The 14,834-nt window shown below is 62.4% G+C and carries 13 protein-coding genes; 8 read left to right on the top strand and 5 right to left on the bottom strand.

The window, feature by feature from the left end; genetic code table 11:
* Positions 1-89: 89 nt before the first annotated feature.
* Both ACP148_RS11385 and ACP148_RS11380 read right to left on the bottom strand, forming a co-directional pair.
* Positions 90-692 (bottom strand): hydrolase, encoded by a 603-nt coding sequence (locus ACP148_RS11385; RefSeq protein WP_421952503.1) that lies wholly within the window; start codon positions 690-692, stop codon positions 90-92.
* 17 nt (positions 693-709) lie between these two features.
* Positions 710-1,537, bottom strand: a complete 828-nt coding sequence (locus tag ACP148_RS11380) for a YgfZ/GcvT domain-containing protein (protein WP_421952502.1) — start codon at positions 1,535-1,537, stop codon at positions 710-712.
* A gap of 75 nt (positions 1,538-1,612) precedes the next feature.
* Here ACP148_RS11380 and ACP148_RS11375 point away from each other — a divergent pair, with 75 nt between their 5' ends.
* Positions 1,613-2,947, top strand: a complete 1,335-nt coding sequence (locus tag ACP148_RS11375) for a dihydroorotase (protein WP_421952501.1) — start codon at positions 1,613-1,615, stop codon at positions 2,945-2,947.
* Between the two features lie 90 nt (positions 2,948-3,037).
* Here the strand turns inward: ACP148_RS11375 and putA are convergent, their stop codons facing one another.
* Positions 3,038-6,745, bottom strand: a complete 3,708-nt coding sequence (putA, locus tag ACP148_RS11370) for a trifunctional transcriptional regulator/proline dehydrogenase/L-glutamate gamma-semialdehyde dehydrogenase (protein ID WP_421952581.1) — start codon at positions 6,743-6,745, stop codon at positions 3,038-3,040.
* 224 nt (positions 6,746-6,969) lie between these two features.
* Between putA and ACP148_RS11365 the strand changes: the two genes are divergently transcribed.
* The 7 genes from ACP148_RS11365 (at position 6,970) to rlmN (ending at position 13,936) form a co-directional block, all read left to right on the top strand.
* Entirely contained in the window at positions 6,970-7,539 is a 570-nt protein-coding gene (locus tag ACP148_RS11365) for a helix-turn-helix domain-containing protein (RefSeq protein WP_421952500.1), read from the top strand.
* Positions 7,540-7,742: 203 nt separating this feature from the next.
* Positions 7,743-8,933, top strand: coding sequence for a glycine C-acetyltransferase (locus ACP148_RS11360; protein WP_421952499.1), 1,191 nt, complete (start codon positions 7,743-7,745; stop codon positions 8,931-8,933).
* 108 nt (positions 8,934-9,041) lie between these two features.
* Positions 9,042-10,064, top strand: a complete 1,023-nt coding sequence (gene tdh / locus ACP148_RS11355; protein WP_425033623.1) for an L-threonine 3-dehydrogenase — start codon at positions 9,042-9,044, stop codon at positions 10,062-10,064.
* 96 nt (positions 10,065-10,160) lie between these two features.
* A complete protein-coding gene (locus tag ACP148_RS11350; protein WP_421952498.1) occupies positions 10,161-11,066 on the top strand; it encodes a lipid kinase in 906 nt (301 codons plus the stop codon).
* 59 nt (positions 11,067-11,125) lie between these two features.
* The gene (locus ACP148_RS11345; RefSeq protein WP_425033508.1) at positions 11,126-11,695 is read left to right on the top strand and encodes a TetR/AcrR family transcriptional regulator; all 570 of its coding nucleotides are present in this window, start codon (positions 11,126-11,128) and stop codon (positions 11,693-11,695) included.
* Between the two features lie 32 nt (positions 11,696-11,727).
* Positions 11,728-12,603 (top strand): GNAT family N-acetyltransferase, encoded by an 876-nt coding sequence (locus tag ACP148_RS11340; protein WP_421952496.1) that lies wholly within the window; start codon positions 11,728-11,730, stop codon positions 12,601-12,603.
* Positions 12,604-12,853: 250 nt separating this feature from the next.
* Positions 12,854-13,936, top strand: coding sequence for a 23S rRNA (adenine(2503)-C(2))-methyltransferase RlmN (rlmN, locus tag ACP148_RS11335; RefSeq protein ID WP_425033507.1), 1,083 nt, complete (start codon positions 12,854-12,856; stop codon positions 13,934-13,936).
* Here the strand turns inward: rlmN and ACP148_RS11330 are convergent.
* On the bottom strand, positions 13,908-14,228 hold the full coding sequence (locus ACP148_RS11330; RefSeq protein WP_421952493.1) for a glycosyltransferase: 321 nt from the start codon (positions 14,226-14,228) through the stop codon (positions 13,908-13,910). The genes rlmN and ACP148_RS11330 overlap by 29 nt on opposite strands.
* 4 nt (positions 14,229-14,232) lie before the next feature.
* A complete protein-coding gene (locus ACP148_RS11325; protein WP_421952492.1) occupies positions 14,233-14,724 on the bottom strand; it encodes a DUF6653 family protein in 492 nt (163 codons plus the stop codon).
* Between the last annotated feature and the right edge of the window lie 110 nt (positions 14,725-14,834).

Genomic DNA, 14,834 nt, shown 5'->3' with positions numbered 1-14,834 from the left:
TCGGTTAACGCAAAGCCTCATGCAACACAGGGTTAACAGCTAAAATGAGACTAAAATTTTAGAGATTACAGTGCGTTGGCCCTCTGAGCCTATGGCCCCAGGCTCTCGAACACGTCCATGAAATGGTCATGAGCCTGCTGTGTGGGCCAGGGCCGGATAAGCCGGTCGAATCCCGGCAGGTCGAACCCGGCAAGCGTCGGCTCGCCGAAGAATTTGCGCGCTTCATCGGGCGCGAACCCGGCAAGATTGACGGCCTCGAAAAAGGCGGCCTCCCGGTCGGCCTTTTTTATCAGCTTGGTGAGTGCCGCCGGCGCCATGGCCGGTAGGCCGAAGCGGACGTGGATGGCTCCGAGCAGCCGCGCCTCGACATCGCGATAATTGCCGCCCATCGCCGCCTTGAAGGGCGAGATGATGTCGCCCATCACATATTCGGGGGCGTCATGCAGCAGCGCATAGAGCCGACCCTTATCATCGATTTCCGGATCCATCGCGGAAGCGATCTCGAGAACCAGCACCGAATGCTGGGCCACCGAAAACGCGTAGTCGCCCTTGGTCTGTCCGTTCCAGCGCGCCACCCGCGCCAGCCCATGGGCAATATCGGACAGCTCCACGTCGATGGGGGATGGGTCGAGCAGATCGAGGCGGCGCCCGGAAAGCATGCGCTGCCAGGCGCGGGATTGTGCGCGTGCCATTGCCCTCGGTTGCCTCTCTAATCGTCTTCGGAATCGCCGCCCGGCGCGGCAAAACCGTAGCGTGCCCATTGCGGCAGGGCAAGCGAGACGGGGGCACCGGCCACGCTGGCCGTCCCGTCTGTGATCTTGTCGATCCGGGCGATCGCCACAGCCCTCCCATCGAGAACGCTGCCGATCGTCCCCACGGTCTTTCCATTGATGGTCACTGCATCGCCGCGAGCGCCTGCCGTGATCCCCGATACGATCACCGGACGCCGCCGCGCCGTGCCGCGATGCTGCATGCGCGACACCACCTCCTGGCCCACATAGCAGCCCTTCTTAAAATCGACGCCGCCCAGATGATCCATGCCGATATCGTGTGGAAATCCGTCCTCGGCATCGAAATCGGGTCCCATCTCGGCAATGCCCGCCGCAATGCGCGCCTTTGCCTGCCCGTTGCCCTCGATCCAGCCATCAGCCTCGGCAAGACGCGCAATCACCCGATATCCCAATCCCTCGGCGCGCCCGTCGCTATGCACAATCCCCGTCGCGTGCTCTTCCTCCGACCAGCCCACCGCATGAGTTTCGGCCAGCATCTCGATTTCCATCTTGGCGCGCAGCCGATACATCTTCATGCGCTTGAAGAAATTTTCGGCCACCGAAGCCGGCACATCGAGCCAATGGGCGTCGTCAGCCCACCCGATCAGCCCCTCGGCCAGCAGCTTGCCCTGCGGCGCCAGCAGCGCAAACCAGCGCACAATGCCGTCCTCGAGCACCGGCGGGGTCAGTACGTCATGGAGGAGATGGGTCGCATCCGGACCGGAAATTTTAAAGGCTATCCGGTCGGCGCGCTTTTCGATTGTCATTTGCTGGTCTTGCCTTGCTCTGGTGCCATCCGCTAAACCCGGCGTCAGTTGGAAACCCCGAGCCGGAGATATGCCATGAGTCGCCACTTCGATACGATTTTCCGGGGCGGCACGCTGGTCAATCACGACGGCATAGGTAGCGCCGATATCGGGATCATCAAGGGGCGTATCGCCGCCATTGGGTCGCTCTTGTCCGATACCGCCGATAACGATGTCGATTGCACGGGCCTTACCATCCTTCCGGGCGTCATCGATACCCAGGTCCATTTCCGCGAGCCCGGCCTCGACCACAAGGAAGATCTTCAAACCGGATCGCTTTCGGCGGTGATGGGCGGGGTGACCGGCGTTTTCGAGATGCCCAACACCAATCCCCTGACCACGACGCGAGAGACCTTCGAGGACAAGATCGCCCGCGCCACCAATCGCATGCATTGCGATTTCGCTTTCTATATCGGCGGCACGCGCGAAAACATTGCCCAATTGCCCGAACTCGAACGCCTCCCCGGCTGTGCGGGCGTAAAAGTGTTCATGGGCTCGTCCACCGGATCGCTTCTTGTCGCCGACGATGATGGCGTCGAAGCTATCCTGTCGGCCATTTCCCGCCGCGCCGCCTTCCATTCCGAAGACGAATACCGCCTCGAGGACCGCAAGAATTTGCGCGTCGAGGGCGACCCGTCCTCCCACCCCGTCTGGCGCGACCCGCAGGCGGCGCTCCAATGCACCGAGCGCCTTGTGCGTATCGCCCGCAAGACCGGCAAGCGCATCCATGTGCTCCATATTTCGACCAAGGAGGAAATAACCTTCCTCGCCGATCACAAGGACGTCGCTTCGGTCGAAGTCACCCCGCACCATCTGACCCTCGATGAAACCGCCTATACAAGGCTGGGCACATACGCCCAGATGAACCCGCCGGTTCGCGACGCCGAGCACCGCGAGGGCATCTGGCAGGGAGTCGCCAATGGCGTTGCCGACATCTTAGGCTCCGATCACGCCCCCCATACCCGCGAGGAAAAGGAAAAACCCTATCCGTCTTCGCCATCGGGAATGACCGGCGTTCAGACGCTTGTTCCCATCATGCTCGATCACGTCAACGCCGGCCGCCTCAGCCTGCAGCGTTTCGTCGATATGACCAGCCACGGCCCCAATCGCCTGTTCAACCTCGCCTGCAAGGGCAGGGTGGCCGTCGGCTATGATGCCGATCTGACCGTTGTCGACATGAACCGCACCGAAACCATCACCAATGATTGGGTCGCTTCAAAAGCCGGCTGGACGCCCTATGACGGCGTCTCGGTCAAAGGCTGGCCCGTCGGTACCATCATTCGCGGCAACACGGTCATGTGGGAGGGTGAACTCCTCACCCCCGCCCAGGGACAGCCCATCCGCTTCATGGAAACCCTGACCCCAAGCTGAGCACTCACCTCTCCCTTCGGGGGAGAGAGCCTGCCCCGGACGCGATCCGGGGTCGGCGCGAAGCGACGGGTGAGAGGGCCTTTCCCATTACTACGCCAGCGCCATCAGGCTCGCATTGCCTCCCGCGGCTGCCGTGTTGACGCTCGTCGAAACCTCATCGACCAGCAGATCGATGGCAAAAACCGCTTCGCCGCTCGCCAGCGCTTCCGAGGATGAACCCTGAACGGTTACGATTGGGCCGTCCCATTCAGCAACGGACTTGCCGATCTCAGTGACGGTGTCAGCGTCACCCTCCACAAGAACCGCCCGGACTGAACCGGCCACCACGTCCCGCACGATCTCAACTCGCCCCCTGATATCTTCTGGCAGGTCACGGATCACCGATCCCAGATCGCCCGATGCCTGGACCAGCACCTGGTTTCCCGCGGCCAGCCCCGCTGCCAGCCCATGCACAAGCCCGGCCAGCGTCTTGGCGCTGAGCATGATTTTTCCCTTTGGTTTGGTCAGATAGGTGTTCCGCTCACCCACCGGCCCGTCCAGTTCGGAAAACGCGTTGATCGCGGGATGGCTGGCATAGCTCAGTGTTGCGTCAGCGAGGTCGTTCCTGTTGTTTGTCCGCAGCCACTCGGCCAGCGTCACCAGCGTCGGACCGGCCTGCCGCGCCGGCAAGCCCCAGACCGTCTGGCTCGTCGTCTGGACCAGCCGGCGCAGATAGAGCGGCCCGCCCGCCTTGGGGCCGGTCCCCGACAGTCCGTGCCCGCCGAATGGCTGCACGCCCACAACGGCCCCGATCTGGTTGCGGTTGACGTAGATATTGCCCACCTCGATCCTGGTGGTGATTTCGGCGATTGTCGTGTCGATCCGTGTATGCAGCCCGAAAGTCAGCCCATACCCAAGCGCATTGATCTTTTCGAGCAATCCATCAAGGTTCTTGCGTTTGAAGCGCACCACATGCAGCACCGGCCCGAACACCTCGCGGCCCAACTCCGAAATGTCGTTCAGTTCGATCAGCGTCGGGGGCACATACGTGCCCTGAACGGCCAGTTCGGGCAGTTCAAGTTGCGTGATCGCGCGGCCCTTGCCCCGCATGGCCTCGATATGGGCATTGATCCCATCGCGCGCTTCCGCGGTGATCACCGGCCCCACATCGACGGTCAACCGGTCGGGATTGCCGATATCGAGTTGCGCCATCGCGCCCTTGAGCATGTCGAGCGTCTTGTCGGCGATCTCTTCCTGGAGGCAAAGGACCCGCAACGCCGAACAGCGCTGTCCCGCGCTGTCGAAGGCTGAGGCGAGAACGTCGAGCACCACCTGTTCGGTCAGCGCCGAGGAATCCACCACCAGCGCGTTCTGTCCCCCGGTTTCCGCCACCAGCGGGATCGGAGCGCCATTCACCAGCGTCCGTCCCGCAAGCTGGCGCTGGATCAGGCGTGCAACCTCGGTCGACCCGGTAAACATCACCCCGCATGTGGCTTCATGCCCCACCAGCGCTGCGCCCACCTTGCCGTCGCCCGGCGTAAACTGCAGCACATCGGCCGGCACGCCCGCCGCGTGCATGAGATCCACGGCCAGTTGGGCAATCAGCGGTGTCTCCTCGGCCGGCTTGGCGATCACCGGATTGCCCGCCACCAGCGCCGCCGACATCTGCCCGGTAAAGATCGCCAGCGGAAAGTTCCATGGCGAAATGCACACCACCGGCCCGAGCGGGATATGGGTGTCATTGGCGAAGCTCTCTTTGACCTGCTTGCCGTAATAGCGCAGAAAATCGACGGCCTCCCGCACCTCGGCGATTGCGTTGGCCGCGGTCTTGCCCGCTTCGCGCATCGCCAGCGACATGAAGATTTCCATCTGGCTTTCCATGGCGCCCGCAGCGCGCATCAGCATGGCGCCGCGTTCGGCGGGGAGCGTCGCCGCCCATCCCGGAGCGGCCCGTTGTGCTCTCGCCATGATGGAGTCGATCTGCTCGATTGAAGGCTCGATCACCTCGCCCACCACGTCGCGATGGTCTGCCGGGTTGAGCACAGGCCGGGTTTCGCCCTTCGCGTCCTCGGCTTTCGCCAGCCAATTCCGCTCAGCGCCCGCCTTCAGGCTTTTTTCCAGGGCCCGAAGCACCTGCTCGTTGGACAGATCGATGCCGCGCGAATTGCGCCGCCCGGCCGCCAGGATGTCCCTTGGCAGATCGATCTGCTCATGGGGAGCGCCAACCGGTGAGATCTGCCGCGCGATCTCCACAGGGTCGGCGATCAGTCGATCCACGGGCACGTCCTCGTCGGCAATCTGGTTGACGAAGCTCGAATTGGCCCCATTTTCGAGCAGCCGCCGCACCAGATAGGCCAGCAGCGTCTCGTGGCTCCCCACAGGCGCGTAGATGCGGCAGGGCCGGTTCAGCTTGTCCTTGGGCACCACCTGTTCGTAAAGCGGTTCACCCATGCCGTGCAGGCACTGAAACTCATAGCTGCCGATCTTGAAATCGGTCCCGGCCAACTCGTAAATCGTCGCCATGGACTGGGCGTTGTGGGTCGCAAACTGCGGAAACACCACATCGCGCGCGCCCAGCAGCTTTTTGGCGCAGGCGATATAGCTCACATCGGTATGCACCTTGCGGGTGAACACCGGAAAGTCTTCAAGCCCGTCCATCTGCGCGCGCTTGATCTCGCTGTCCCAATAGGCGCCCTTGACCAGCCGCACCATGATCCGGTGTCCCGAGCGCCTGGCCAGATCGATGATCCAGTCCAGAACGAACGGGCAGCGCTTGGAATAGGCCTGCACGACAAACCCGATGCCGTTCCACCCATCGAACGCCGGATCGGTAGCCAGCGCTTCGAGCAGGTCGAGCGAGAGTTCGAGCCGGTCCATCTCTTCAGCGTCGATGTTGAGCCCGATATCGTAGGACTTGGCCAATCCCGCCAGCTCCTTGAGCCGTGGCAGCAACTCGGCCATCACGCGATCATACTTCGTGCGGGCATAGCGCGGATGCAGCGCCGACAACTTGATGGAAATACCCGGCCCGGCATAGGGGCCCTTTCCCGCAGCGGCTTTGCCGATGGCATGGATCGCGCCGACATATTCGGCCATATACCGCTCGGCGTCGTGCGCGGTGGTCGCTGCCTCTCCCAGCATATCGTATGAATAGCCGAACCCCTTGGCCTCCCACGATCTGGCGTTCTTGAGCGCCTCGCCGATGTCCTGTCCGGCGACGAACTGTTCCCCCAGCATGCGCATCGCCATCTTCACGCCGGCCCGGATCACCGGCTCGCCTGACCGCGCGACGATCCGCGACAACGCATTGGACAATCCCGATTCATCGACGGGCGTGACCAGCTTGCCCGTCACCACCAGCCCCCAGGTCGCCGCGTTGACGAACACCGATCGGTCGAGCCCGAGATGCTTTTGCCAGTTCCCCGGCGCGATCTTGTCGGCAATCAAAAGGTCACGGGTGGAGTTATCCGGCGTCCGCAACAGCGCTTCGGCCAGGCACATCAGCGCGATGCCCTCCTGGCTCGACAGCGCATATTCATGCATCAGACCTTCAACCCCGCCGCCATTGCCCTTGGCGCGGATGCCTCTGACGGCCTTTTCCGCGGTGGCGCGAATGATCTTCGCCTGGCTCGGTTCAACGGCCGCTGCATCGATCAGGGACGGAACCACTTGGGGTTCAGCCAGCCGATAGGCCGAAGTGATCGCTTCGCGCAATGCCGTGTCGGTCTTGAGGGGACGATCCGAAAACGCTTCAAACGGGGAAGTGTGGGATGTCGGTATGGACATGACGTCTCCTCTGGCCCGGGATGCGGGGCATATGCTGTGAATGCTGCGGAAACTAAGGGAGTTCCTTCGGAGGTCTAGGAGATAAGCGGGGGCGATGTTCGTAAAAAACACGAAATAACAGCCAATAAAGCCACAATGATACGGAATTGTCTGCTGTATGTCGTTTCCACGACGTGTGTGAGGCGGACTTACGGACGATTCTGCACCAGCGCCGCCATATTGCCGCTCCAGTGTTTCCTCTCTAAAAGCTTGACCCTATGAGCGAGACGACCCCACCACAAATCGGCCCGGTGATCCAGATGGCCCGCAAGGCACGGCATCTGACGCTCGAGCAATTGGCCAAGCTCTCCGGCGTGTCGCGCTCCATGCTCAGTCAGATCGAGCGCAGCGAGACCAATCCCACATTCGCCGTGGTCTGGAGCCTCACCCAGGCCCTCAATATCGAATTTTCCGATCTCGTATCCGGCGATGCGGTGGCCCGCAAATCGGCGCTTATCGACATTGTCCCCGCCGATCATGTGCCACTCATCGCATCTCCCGATGGCGCCTGCCGGCTCAAAATTCTCTCCCCGCCCGCCCTCGCTGGCAAGACCGAATGGTATCAGGTCGAAATCGAACCTGGCGGCGCCCTCGTCAGCGCGCCCCACGCCCCGCGCACCCGCGAACATTTCACCGCTCTCACCGACGGCATCGCCATCACCAGCGGCGAAACGACCACCGCCCTGACCGCCGGTGAAGTCGCGCGCTACGCCGCCGACGTGCCCCACGCCATATCCAACACCTCGGACACCGTCGCCAGTGGTTGGCTCGTGGTTCTCTACAACTGACTTTTCCCGCTTCCCGGTTGAAATTCATCGGCGCCACACCCTCACCGTCATCCCGGACCTGATCCGGGATCCAGTACCCCCAGCGCTTCCGTTTTCCCACACACCGCAACCTCCCCATGTCCGTCACCGTTAGACCATCCAATACCCATTGACGTAAATTCCAATATATCGGAAAATGCCTCCAACAAAAAGGAGTGGCCATCATGATGGACGGTTTTGCCCAGCACCTCAGCCAGACCCTCGACGGCATTCGCCAAGAGGGACTTTTCAAGTCCGAAATGGTCATCGGTTCGGCTCAGAAGGGCGAAGTGACTGTTGGCGGCCGCACCATGGTCAATCTGTGCGCCAACAATTATCTCGGCCTTGCCAACGACCCCGAAGTCGTCGAAGCCAGCGCCAGGGCGCTGGAAAAATACGGCTCGGGCATGGCGTCTGTCCGCTTCATCTGCGGCACACACGAATTGCACAAAGAACTCGAACAGACCGTCGCCCGCTATCTCGAAAAGGACGATGCGATTCTGTTCGGCTCGTGTTTCGATGCCAATGGCGGCATTTTCGAAACCCTGCTTGGCCCCGAAGACGCCGTGATTTCCGACACGCTCAATCACGCTTCGATCATCGATGGCGTGCGCCTCTCCAAGGCCCGGCGCTATCGTTTTCAAACCTCCGACATTGACGATCTGCGCCTCCAGCTTCAGGCCGCCGACGACGATGGCGCACGCTTTAAGTTGATCGTCACCGATGGCGTCTTCTCCATGGACGGCTACATCGCCAGGCTGCCCGAAATCTGCGACCTCGCCGAAGATCACAAGGCCGCTGTCCTGATCGACGAATGCCACGCCACCGGTCATCTGGGCGAAAAGGGCAGGGGCACGCCGGCCCTCACCGGCGCCGGAAACCGCGTCGACATCATCTCGGGGACTTTCGGCAAGACCCTCGGTGGCGCCATGGGCGGCTTCATCGCCGGACCTCAGCCGGTCATCGACCTGCTGCGCCAGCGCGCCCGTCCTTACCTCTTTTCCAACGCGCTGCCGCCCTCGGTGACCGCTGGCGCCATCAAGGCTATCGAAATCGCCGAAAAGGCCGACGACCGCCGCACCACGCTCGATCGCCATACCAAACGCTTCCGCGCGGCGCTTGCCGATGCCGGCTTCGATCTGGTGCCCGGCGAAACTCCGATCATCCCCGTCATGCTCCACGATGCGGTCAAGGCGCAAGGCATGGCCAAGGCCCTCCAGGACAAGGGCGTTCTGGTTTCCGCCTTCTCCTTTCCCGTCGTGCCAAAAGGCAAGGCCCGCATCCGCACCCAGATGTCGGCCGGGCTATCGGACGACAACATCTCGTTTGCCATCGACGCTTTCATCGGCGCCGGAAAAGACCTCGGCATAGTCTGATCCACGCAGCTTCCGCCCCTTGCTCCCTCTCCCTTGGGGGAGAGGGTTGGGGTGAGGGGGCCTTCGCCACGATCACAGCTTACGGAAACAAGTCTCATGACCCGCACCATGAAAGCCCTCGTCAAGGCCAAGCCCGAACCGGGCCTTTGGATGGAAGACGTGCCGGTCCCGCAGATCGGCCCCGACGACGTTCTCGTCAAGGTCGCCAAGACCGGCATTTGCGGCACCGATCTGCACATCTACAAATGGGACAACTGGGCCCAGGGCGCCGTTCCCGTACCCATGACCGTTGGCCACGAATATTCGGGCACCATTGCCGAACTTGGCGCCAACGTGACCCACCTCCAGATTGGCCAGCGCGTCTCGGGCGAGGGCCACGTCATCGGGTTCAAATCCCGCGCCAGCCGGGCAGGGCGCTTCCATCTCGATCCCGAAACCAAGGGCGTCGGCGTCAACCTCCCGGGAGCCTTCGCCGAATACGTCAAAATCCCCGCCTTCAACATCGTCCCGCTCCCCGACAGCGTGGACGACGAGCTGGCGTCCATCCTCGACCCGCTCGGCAACGCCGTCCACACGGCCCTGGCCTTCGATCTTGTGGGTGAAGATGTCCTGATCACTGGCGCCGGCCCCATCGGCATCATGAGCGCGGCGGTGGCCAAACATGTCGGCGCCCGTCACGTCGTCATCACCGACCCCAACGACAATCGGCTCGAGCTCGCCAAAAAAACCGAACCCAGTGTCACAACCGTCAACACCGCCGACGATCTGCGCGCCGTCGCCAAGTCGCTGGGCATGAACGAAGGCTTCGATGTCGGATTTGAAATGAGCGGCGCCCCCGCCGCCATGGCCACGCTCGCCGATCATCTCGTCATGGGTGGCAAGATCGCCATGCTCGGCCTGCCCTCAAAGCCTTTCGAATACGACTTCGCCAAGATGGTCCTGAAAATGCTCACCATCAAAGGCATCTATGGCCGCGAGATGTTCGAGACCTGGCACAAGATGCTCGCCATGCTCCAGTCCGGGCTCGATATCCGGCCCGTCATCACCAATCGCTTTCCCGCGGATCAATTCGACACCGCCTTTCAGTCAGCGATTCAGGGTGGGGCAGGCAAGATCGTTCTGGAGTGGTGAAACTGAGCAAACGGTAAGGTAACCGCCGTAAATTCACCTTATATGGCACATTAACAACCACTCCGATCGTTCCGACCTCCAGTCGAAAGTGCCGCCATGAGCCCCGTTACGCCCAAGATCCGCCGCGCCCTGATGCTGGTCAATCCCAACGCGAGGCGCGGCAGCGAGGCCGTGGAGCCGATAGCAAAACGGCTGCGCTTTCTGGGCCTTGAGGTGACCATCGAACGCTTCGAAACCCCCGACGAACTGGCCGCCGACATCGCCCGCCGCCGCCACGAAGTGGATCTGGTGGTCGTGTGCGGTGGCGATGGAACGATGAACGCTGCGGCACCCGCCATCATTGAAACCGGCCTGCCCATGGGCGTCATTCCCATGGGCACAGCCAACGATCTGGCCCGCACGCTCCACATTCCCGAAAATTTCACCACGGCGGCTGACATAATCGCAGCGGGCCACACCCGCACCATCGATGTCGGTCTGGTCAACGGCCGCCCCTTCTTCAACGTCGCGAGTATCGGGCTCTCCGCCGAGCTGGCAAACAAGCTCGACAAGGGCACAAAGCGCCGCTGGGGCAAGCTGGGCTACGCGATGACCGCCCTCAAGATCGCCTCGACCGTCCATCCCTTCCACGCCGATATCGTCAGCGCCAGCGGCACCTCCAAGGTCAAGACGCTCCAGGTCGCGGTCGGCAATGGCCGCTATTATGGCGGCGGCACTGTCGTTGAAGCCGACGCCACCATCGATGACGGCACGCTCGATCTCTACAGCCTCGAAGCCCGCGACGTCTGGCAACTGGTCACAATGCTTGGCGCCTTCCGTCGCGGCACCCATGGCACATGGCGCGAAGTGCGCACCGAAAAATGCGTCGCCTTCGAACTGCGCACCGCAGAACCCATGGACGTCAATGTCGATGGCGACATCATCACAAAAACGCCTGCCCGCTTCGAAATCCGCCCCAAAGCCATCACCGTCTTCGTGCCGGAAGGTAACGCGGCCGCATAAAGCCTTGCCAAACCGCCATCTGCTCTGCCATCGAAGAGGCAATCACAGCGGATGGCAAAATGCCCAGACCCAAGCTCCATTCTGACGATACCATCCTGGCTGCCGCCCAGAAGGTGCTTCTGACCAAGGGCCCTTCAAGCTTCACCCTCACCGATGTGGCCAACGAAGTCGGCATTTCGCGCGCTGCCCTCATCCAGCGCTTCACCGACAAGAAAACCCTTCATTTCAAGGTCATGGAGCGTTCCACTCAGGAAGTGCGCGACTATTTCGCCTCTGCCTCGCGCCAGACCGGCTTGCAGCCGCTCTGGGCCATGCTCATCGACCTGATCGATGGCATGGGGACAGGGGATGATTTCGCCGGCTATCTTCTGCTTGAGTGGAATGACGTCGTCGATGACGACCTCAACGCCCTGGCCCGCGAGCGCAATCGTCTCGTTCTTGTCGCCATTCGTGATCGGCTTCCCGCAAGCCCCCATGATCGGGATATGGCGGCATCCTTGATCCAGTCGGTCATCCAGGGTGCCTGCATGCAATGGCTGATCGATAAACAGGGACCGCTCAGCACTTTCGTTGTCGATCAGACCCGCCACATTCTGTCGGTGCTCTATCCCGATCACCATTTCGATTGACGAATATAGATAGCTGACTTAGGTCAGCTATCATGTCACACGATCCCGTCGCCCGCTTCCGCCGGTTTTCCCGCGCCGTCACCTCCGAAATTGGCGCGCTTGACGATTCCTTTCTCGGACGCGGACGGCCGCTCGGCTCGGCCCGCGTGCTCAACGCCATCGGGCATGGCCGCACCGACATTACCCAGCTCCGCGACTATCTCGCTCTCGATTCGGGCCTGATGAGCCGCCTGCTGCGCGGTCTGGAGGACGAGGGGCTCGTACAAACCCGCCCCGACCCCCGGGATGGCCGCCGCCGCATTCTGGCGTTGACCGCTGCCGGCCTGGCTGAATTTGCCGCCTATGAGCATATTTCCAACGCTCGTGCCGAGGCGCTTTTGGCCCGGCACTCCCACCCGGAGGCGCTGCTGGCCGCCATGGATCTGGTCGCCTCCGCCCTGGGCCGCGACCGCATAATCCTGGCGGAAGTCGATCCGCGCAGTGAGGAGGCGCGCTTTTGCCTGCATCAATATTACGAGGAACTGGCGCGCCGCTTCGAGGAAGGTTTTGATGTAAAACGCTCGGCAGACCCCGACGCAATCGACATGATCCGCCCGCGCGGCGCGTTCATTCTCGCCATGTCCGACGGCCTGCCCATCGGCTGCGTCGGCCTCAAGGGCACAACAAAGGGTTACGCCGAAATCAAGCGCCTCTGGGTCGCGCCCTCTGCGCGCGGCCTCGGCCTCGCCCATCGTCTCATGGCATCGGTGGAAATCGCCGCTCGTGAGCTCGACATCGCCCGGCTGCGCCTCGACACCAACCGCGCACTGCCCGAGGCCATCGCCATGTACCGCAGAACCGGCTGGACCGAGATCGACCGTTTCAACGACGACCCCTATCCCGACTTCTTCTTCGAGAAACACCTCTAGCATCGGCCGCACATCAAGCTCCACCGCAGCCAACCCCGGCCGTCTCCCACAATCCAGCAGCCGGCAGCGCAGCCGTTTCCCCACCCTCAAATCCCCCCACCGTCACCCCGGCCCTTGAGCCGGGGTCCAGTACACTCAGAGCCCAAGATTGGCCCTGCGAACGCCTCCCACCTGGCCCATCGCAGCGCCCAAACCGCCCCACTTGATAATAACCAACGCGACTGTTATATATCTCGCGCATCGATCCCAGATGCAGCCCGATAAAACAGATCCTGTCATCGCCATGCCTTCTGCCGTCCACACCGGAACAGCGGCCGCCTCGCCGCGCGCCGCAAAACCGCAATTCGCCCTCGATCTCGACAGTCTCGCTTTCGAGCGTCTGTGCGCGTCCGGCGGCCCGGCGCTGTCCTATCGCGCGCTGTTCTCGCCCCATGCCGATCTGCCCAAAGACCTCAGGCGGTGGGGCGATCGTCATGGTATCGAGTTGCGCCGCCTGACGCTCAAATCGCGCGATCGCGGCACCCGCTCGGAAAAATTCCTCTTTGCGCTCCCCGATGGATACGCCATAGAAACCGTGCTCATTCGCCGCCACGATGGCTACACGGCCTGCGTTTCCTCACAGGTCGGCTGCGCCTTCGCCTGCCGCTTCTGCGCATCGGGGCAGGCTGGCCTGAAACGCAACCTGACGCCCGGCGAAATCGTCGAGCAGATCGTCCGTCTCGGCCCAAGGGTCAACCGCATCGTCTTCATGGGCATCGGCGAGCCGCTCAACAATTACGACAATGTCCTCAAGGCCATCCGCATCCTGCGCGACAGGGCAGGGCTCGCGCTGCCCGCTTCAGGCATGACCATTTCCACCATCGGCATCCCCAAAGCCCTCAAGGCACTGCGCGAGGAACATCTCAAGATCAATCTCACCATCTCCCTGCACGCAACGACGCAGGAAACCCGGGCCGCGCTCATCCCCGGTGCCCGGAAGCACGAAATCGGCGAAGTCGTCGCCCGCGCCCTGGCATGGGCCGACCGCCACAACCGCACGGTCACCTTCGTCTACCTGCTCCTTCCCGGCATCAACGACACCCGTGCCGATCTCGACCGTCTTTGTGCATTGTTTGCCGGCCAGCCGGCCCGCATCAACCTCATGCGCTGGAACCCGGTCGATGGCGTCGCGCTGGCCCGAACCGACGACACCACGCTCGCCACCTTCCGCCATGGTCTCGAACGCGCCGGCATCCCCGTCGTCGTGCGCGACACCCAGGGCCGCGACATCACCGCCGCCTGCGGTCAGCTCTGGCTGCGCGATCTCAATGGCTCACCGCTCGCAACGGCCTGACTGCCACCATCTTACGCTCGATAAAGCCAACGGCGGCGGGCTCAGCGTATCGGCACGAAACCGCCCCGGCAGCTTTCGAAACGGCCATCTTGCCTTCCGGCGTGTCGAGCAGGGTCAGCAAGTCGCCGGGCAGTGGCGAAAAGTCGACACCATGTTCGGCGACCAGCCCGGCGAACTGCTCGGGCGTGACAAGGATTACCCGGTGTCCTTGCCCGATCAGCCCGCGCGCCAGCGCGATATAGGGCTGAACGTCGCCGCGCGTACCCATTGTGGTGATGGCAATGCGATACATGTTCTCAGCCCTGTTGGGTGCTTGCGGCGCTATCGGCATAAAGCCACGCCAACCGATCCAGGAACCACAACTGCCCGCCCACCATCATTACGACGCCCAGCATAGTCGCCCATGCATCGAGCCAGTAAAGACCCCCAATCAGCGGCACAACGCCGAGACTGCTCCCCGCCACGATCCAGAATGTTGCGCGTGCGTGATGGTGAGGCAGTGGCGCCTCCTTGCGCTTGAGCCACAACCGCTCCCCCATGATCGCCCGCGTTTCCCATCGGCCGATATCTGTCGCGGGCGAAAAGATCCTTGTGTTGAGAAAGAGAAATCCCACCACCATGGCAATGGGAATCAGAGACCACCAGCCGACCCATTCACGCGACCACACGGCCAGGGCAAACGCGGGAACGCTCATCAGCCGCGTCCACACGCTCCACGGATTGGCATGACGCTCCCAGGAATCGTCGCTCATGCCCATGCCCGCCTCTATTGCCTTGTCCAGCCGCATATTTGGTCTCCTGTCTGACCTGCCCCCAAAACTGCGCCCAAGCTGCCGGCCGGCTCGCCCTCATCATGCCTATTGCGCGCGAAATTGCGCCTTTTTGCCGTAATCCCCTA

This window comes from Pelagibacterium sp., from assembly GCF_965249125.1.
Taxonomy (GTDB): Bacteria; Pseudomonadota; Alphaproteobacteria; order Rhizobiales; family Devosiaceae; genus Pelagibacterium.
This window is presented reverse-complemented; position numbering and strand designations above follow the sequence as displayed.

What these genes read in the sequence shown, in the direction of transcription:
- ACP148_RS11385 (WP_421952503.1), bottom strand. Translation starts at nt 692, where the DNA reads ATGGCACGCGCACAATCCCGCGCCTGGCAGCGCATGCTTTCCGGGCGC.
- ACP148_RS11380 (WP_421952502.1), bottom strand. Translation starts at nt 1,537, where the DNA reads ATGACAATCGAAAAGCGCGCCGACCGGATAGCCTTTAAAATTTCCGGT.
- ACP148_RS11375 (WP_421952501.1), top strand. Translation starts at nt 1,613, where the DNA reads ATGAGTCGCCACTTCGATACGATTTTCCGGGGCGGCACGCTGGTCAAT.
- ACP148_RS11365 (WP_421952500.1), top strand. Translation starts at nt 6,970, where the DNA reads ATGAGCGAGACGACCCCACCACAAATCGGCCCGGTGATCCAGATGGCC.
- ACP148_RS11360 (WP_421952499.1), top strand. Translation starts at nt 7,743, where the DNA reads ATGATGGACGGTTTTGCCCAGCACCTCAGCCAGACCCTCGACGGCATT.
- tdh (WP_425033623.1), top strand. Translation starts at nt 9,042, where the DNA reads ATGAAAGCCCTCGTCAAGGCCAAGCCCGAACCGGGCCTTTGGATGGAA.
- ACP148_RS11350 (WP_421952498.1), top strand. Translation starts at nt 10,161, where the DNA reads ATGAGCCCCGTTACGCCCAAGATCCGCCGCGCCCTGATGCTGGTCAAT.
- ACP148_RS11345 (WP_425033508.1), top strand. Translation starts at nt 11,126, where the DNA reads ATGCCCAGACCCAAGCTCCATTCTGACGATACCATCCTGGCTGCCGCC.
- ACP148_RS11340 (WP_421952496.1), top strand. Translation starts at nt 11,728, where the DNA reads ATGTCACACGATCCCGTCGCCCGCTTCCGCCGGTTTTCCCGCGCCGTC.
- rlmN (WP_425033507.1), top strand. Translation starts at nt 12,854, where the DNA reads ATGCAGCCCGATAAAACAGATCCTGTCATCGCCATGCCTTCTGCCGTC.
- ACP148_RS11330 (WP_421952493.1), bottom strand. Translation starts at nt 14,228, where the DNA reads ATGTATCGCATTGCCATCACCACAATGGGTACGCGCGGCGACGTTCAG.
- ACP148_RS11325 (WP_421952492.1), bottom strand. Translation starts at nt 14,724, where the DNA reads ATGCGGCTGGACAAGGCAATAGAGGCGGGCATGGGCATGAGCGACGAT.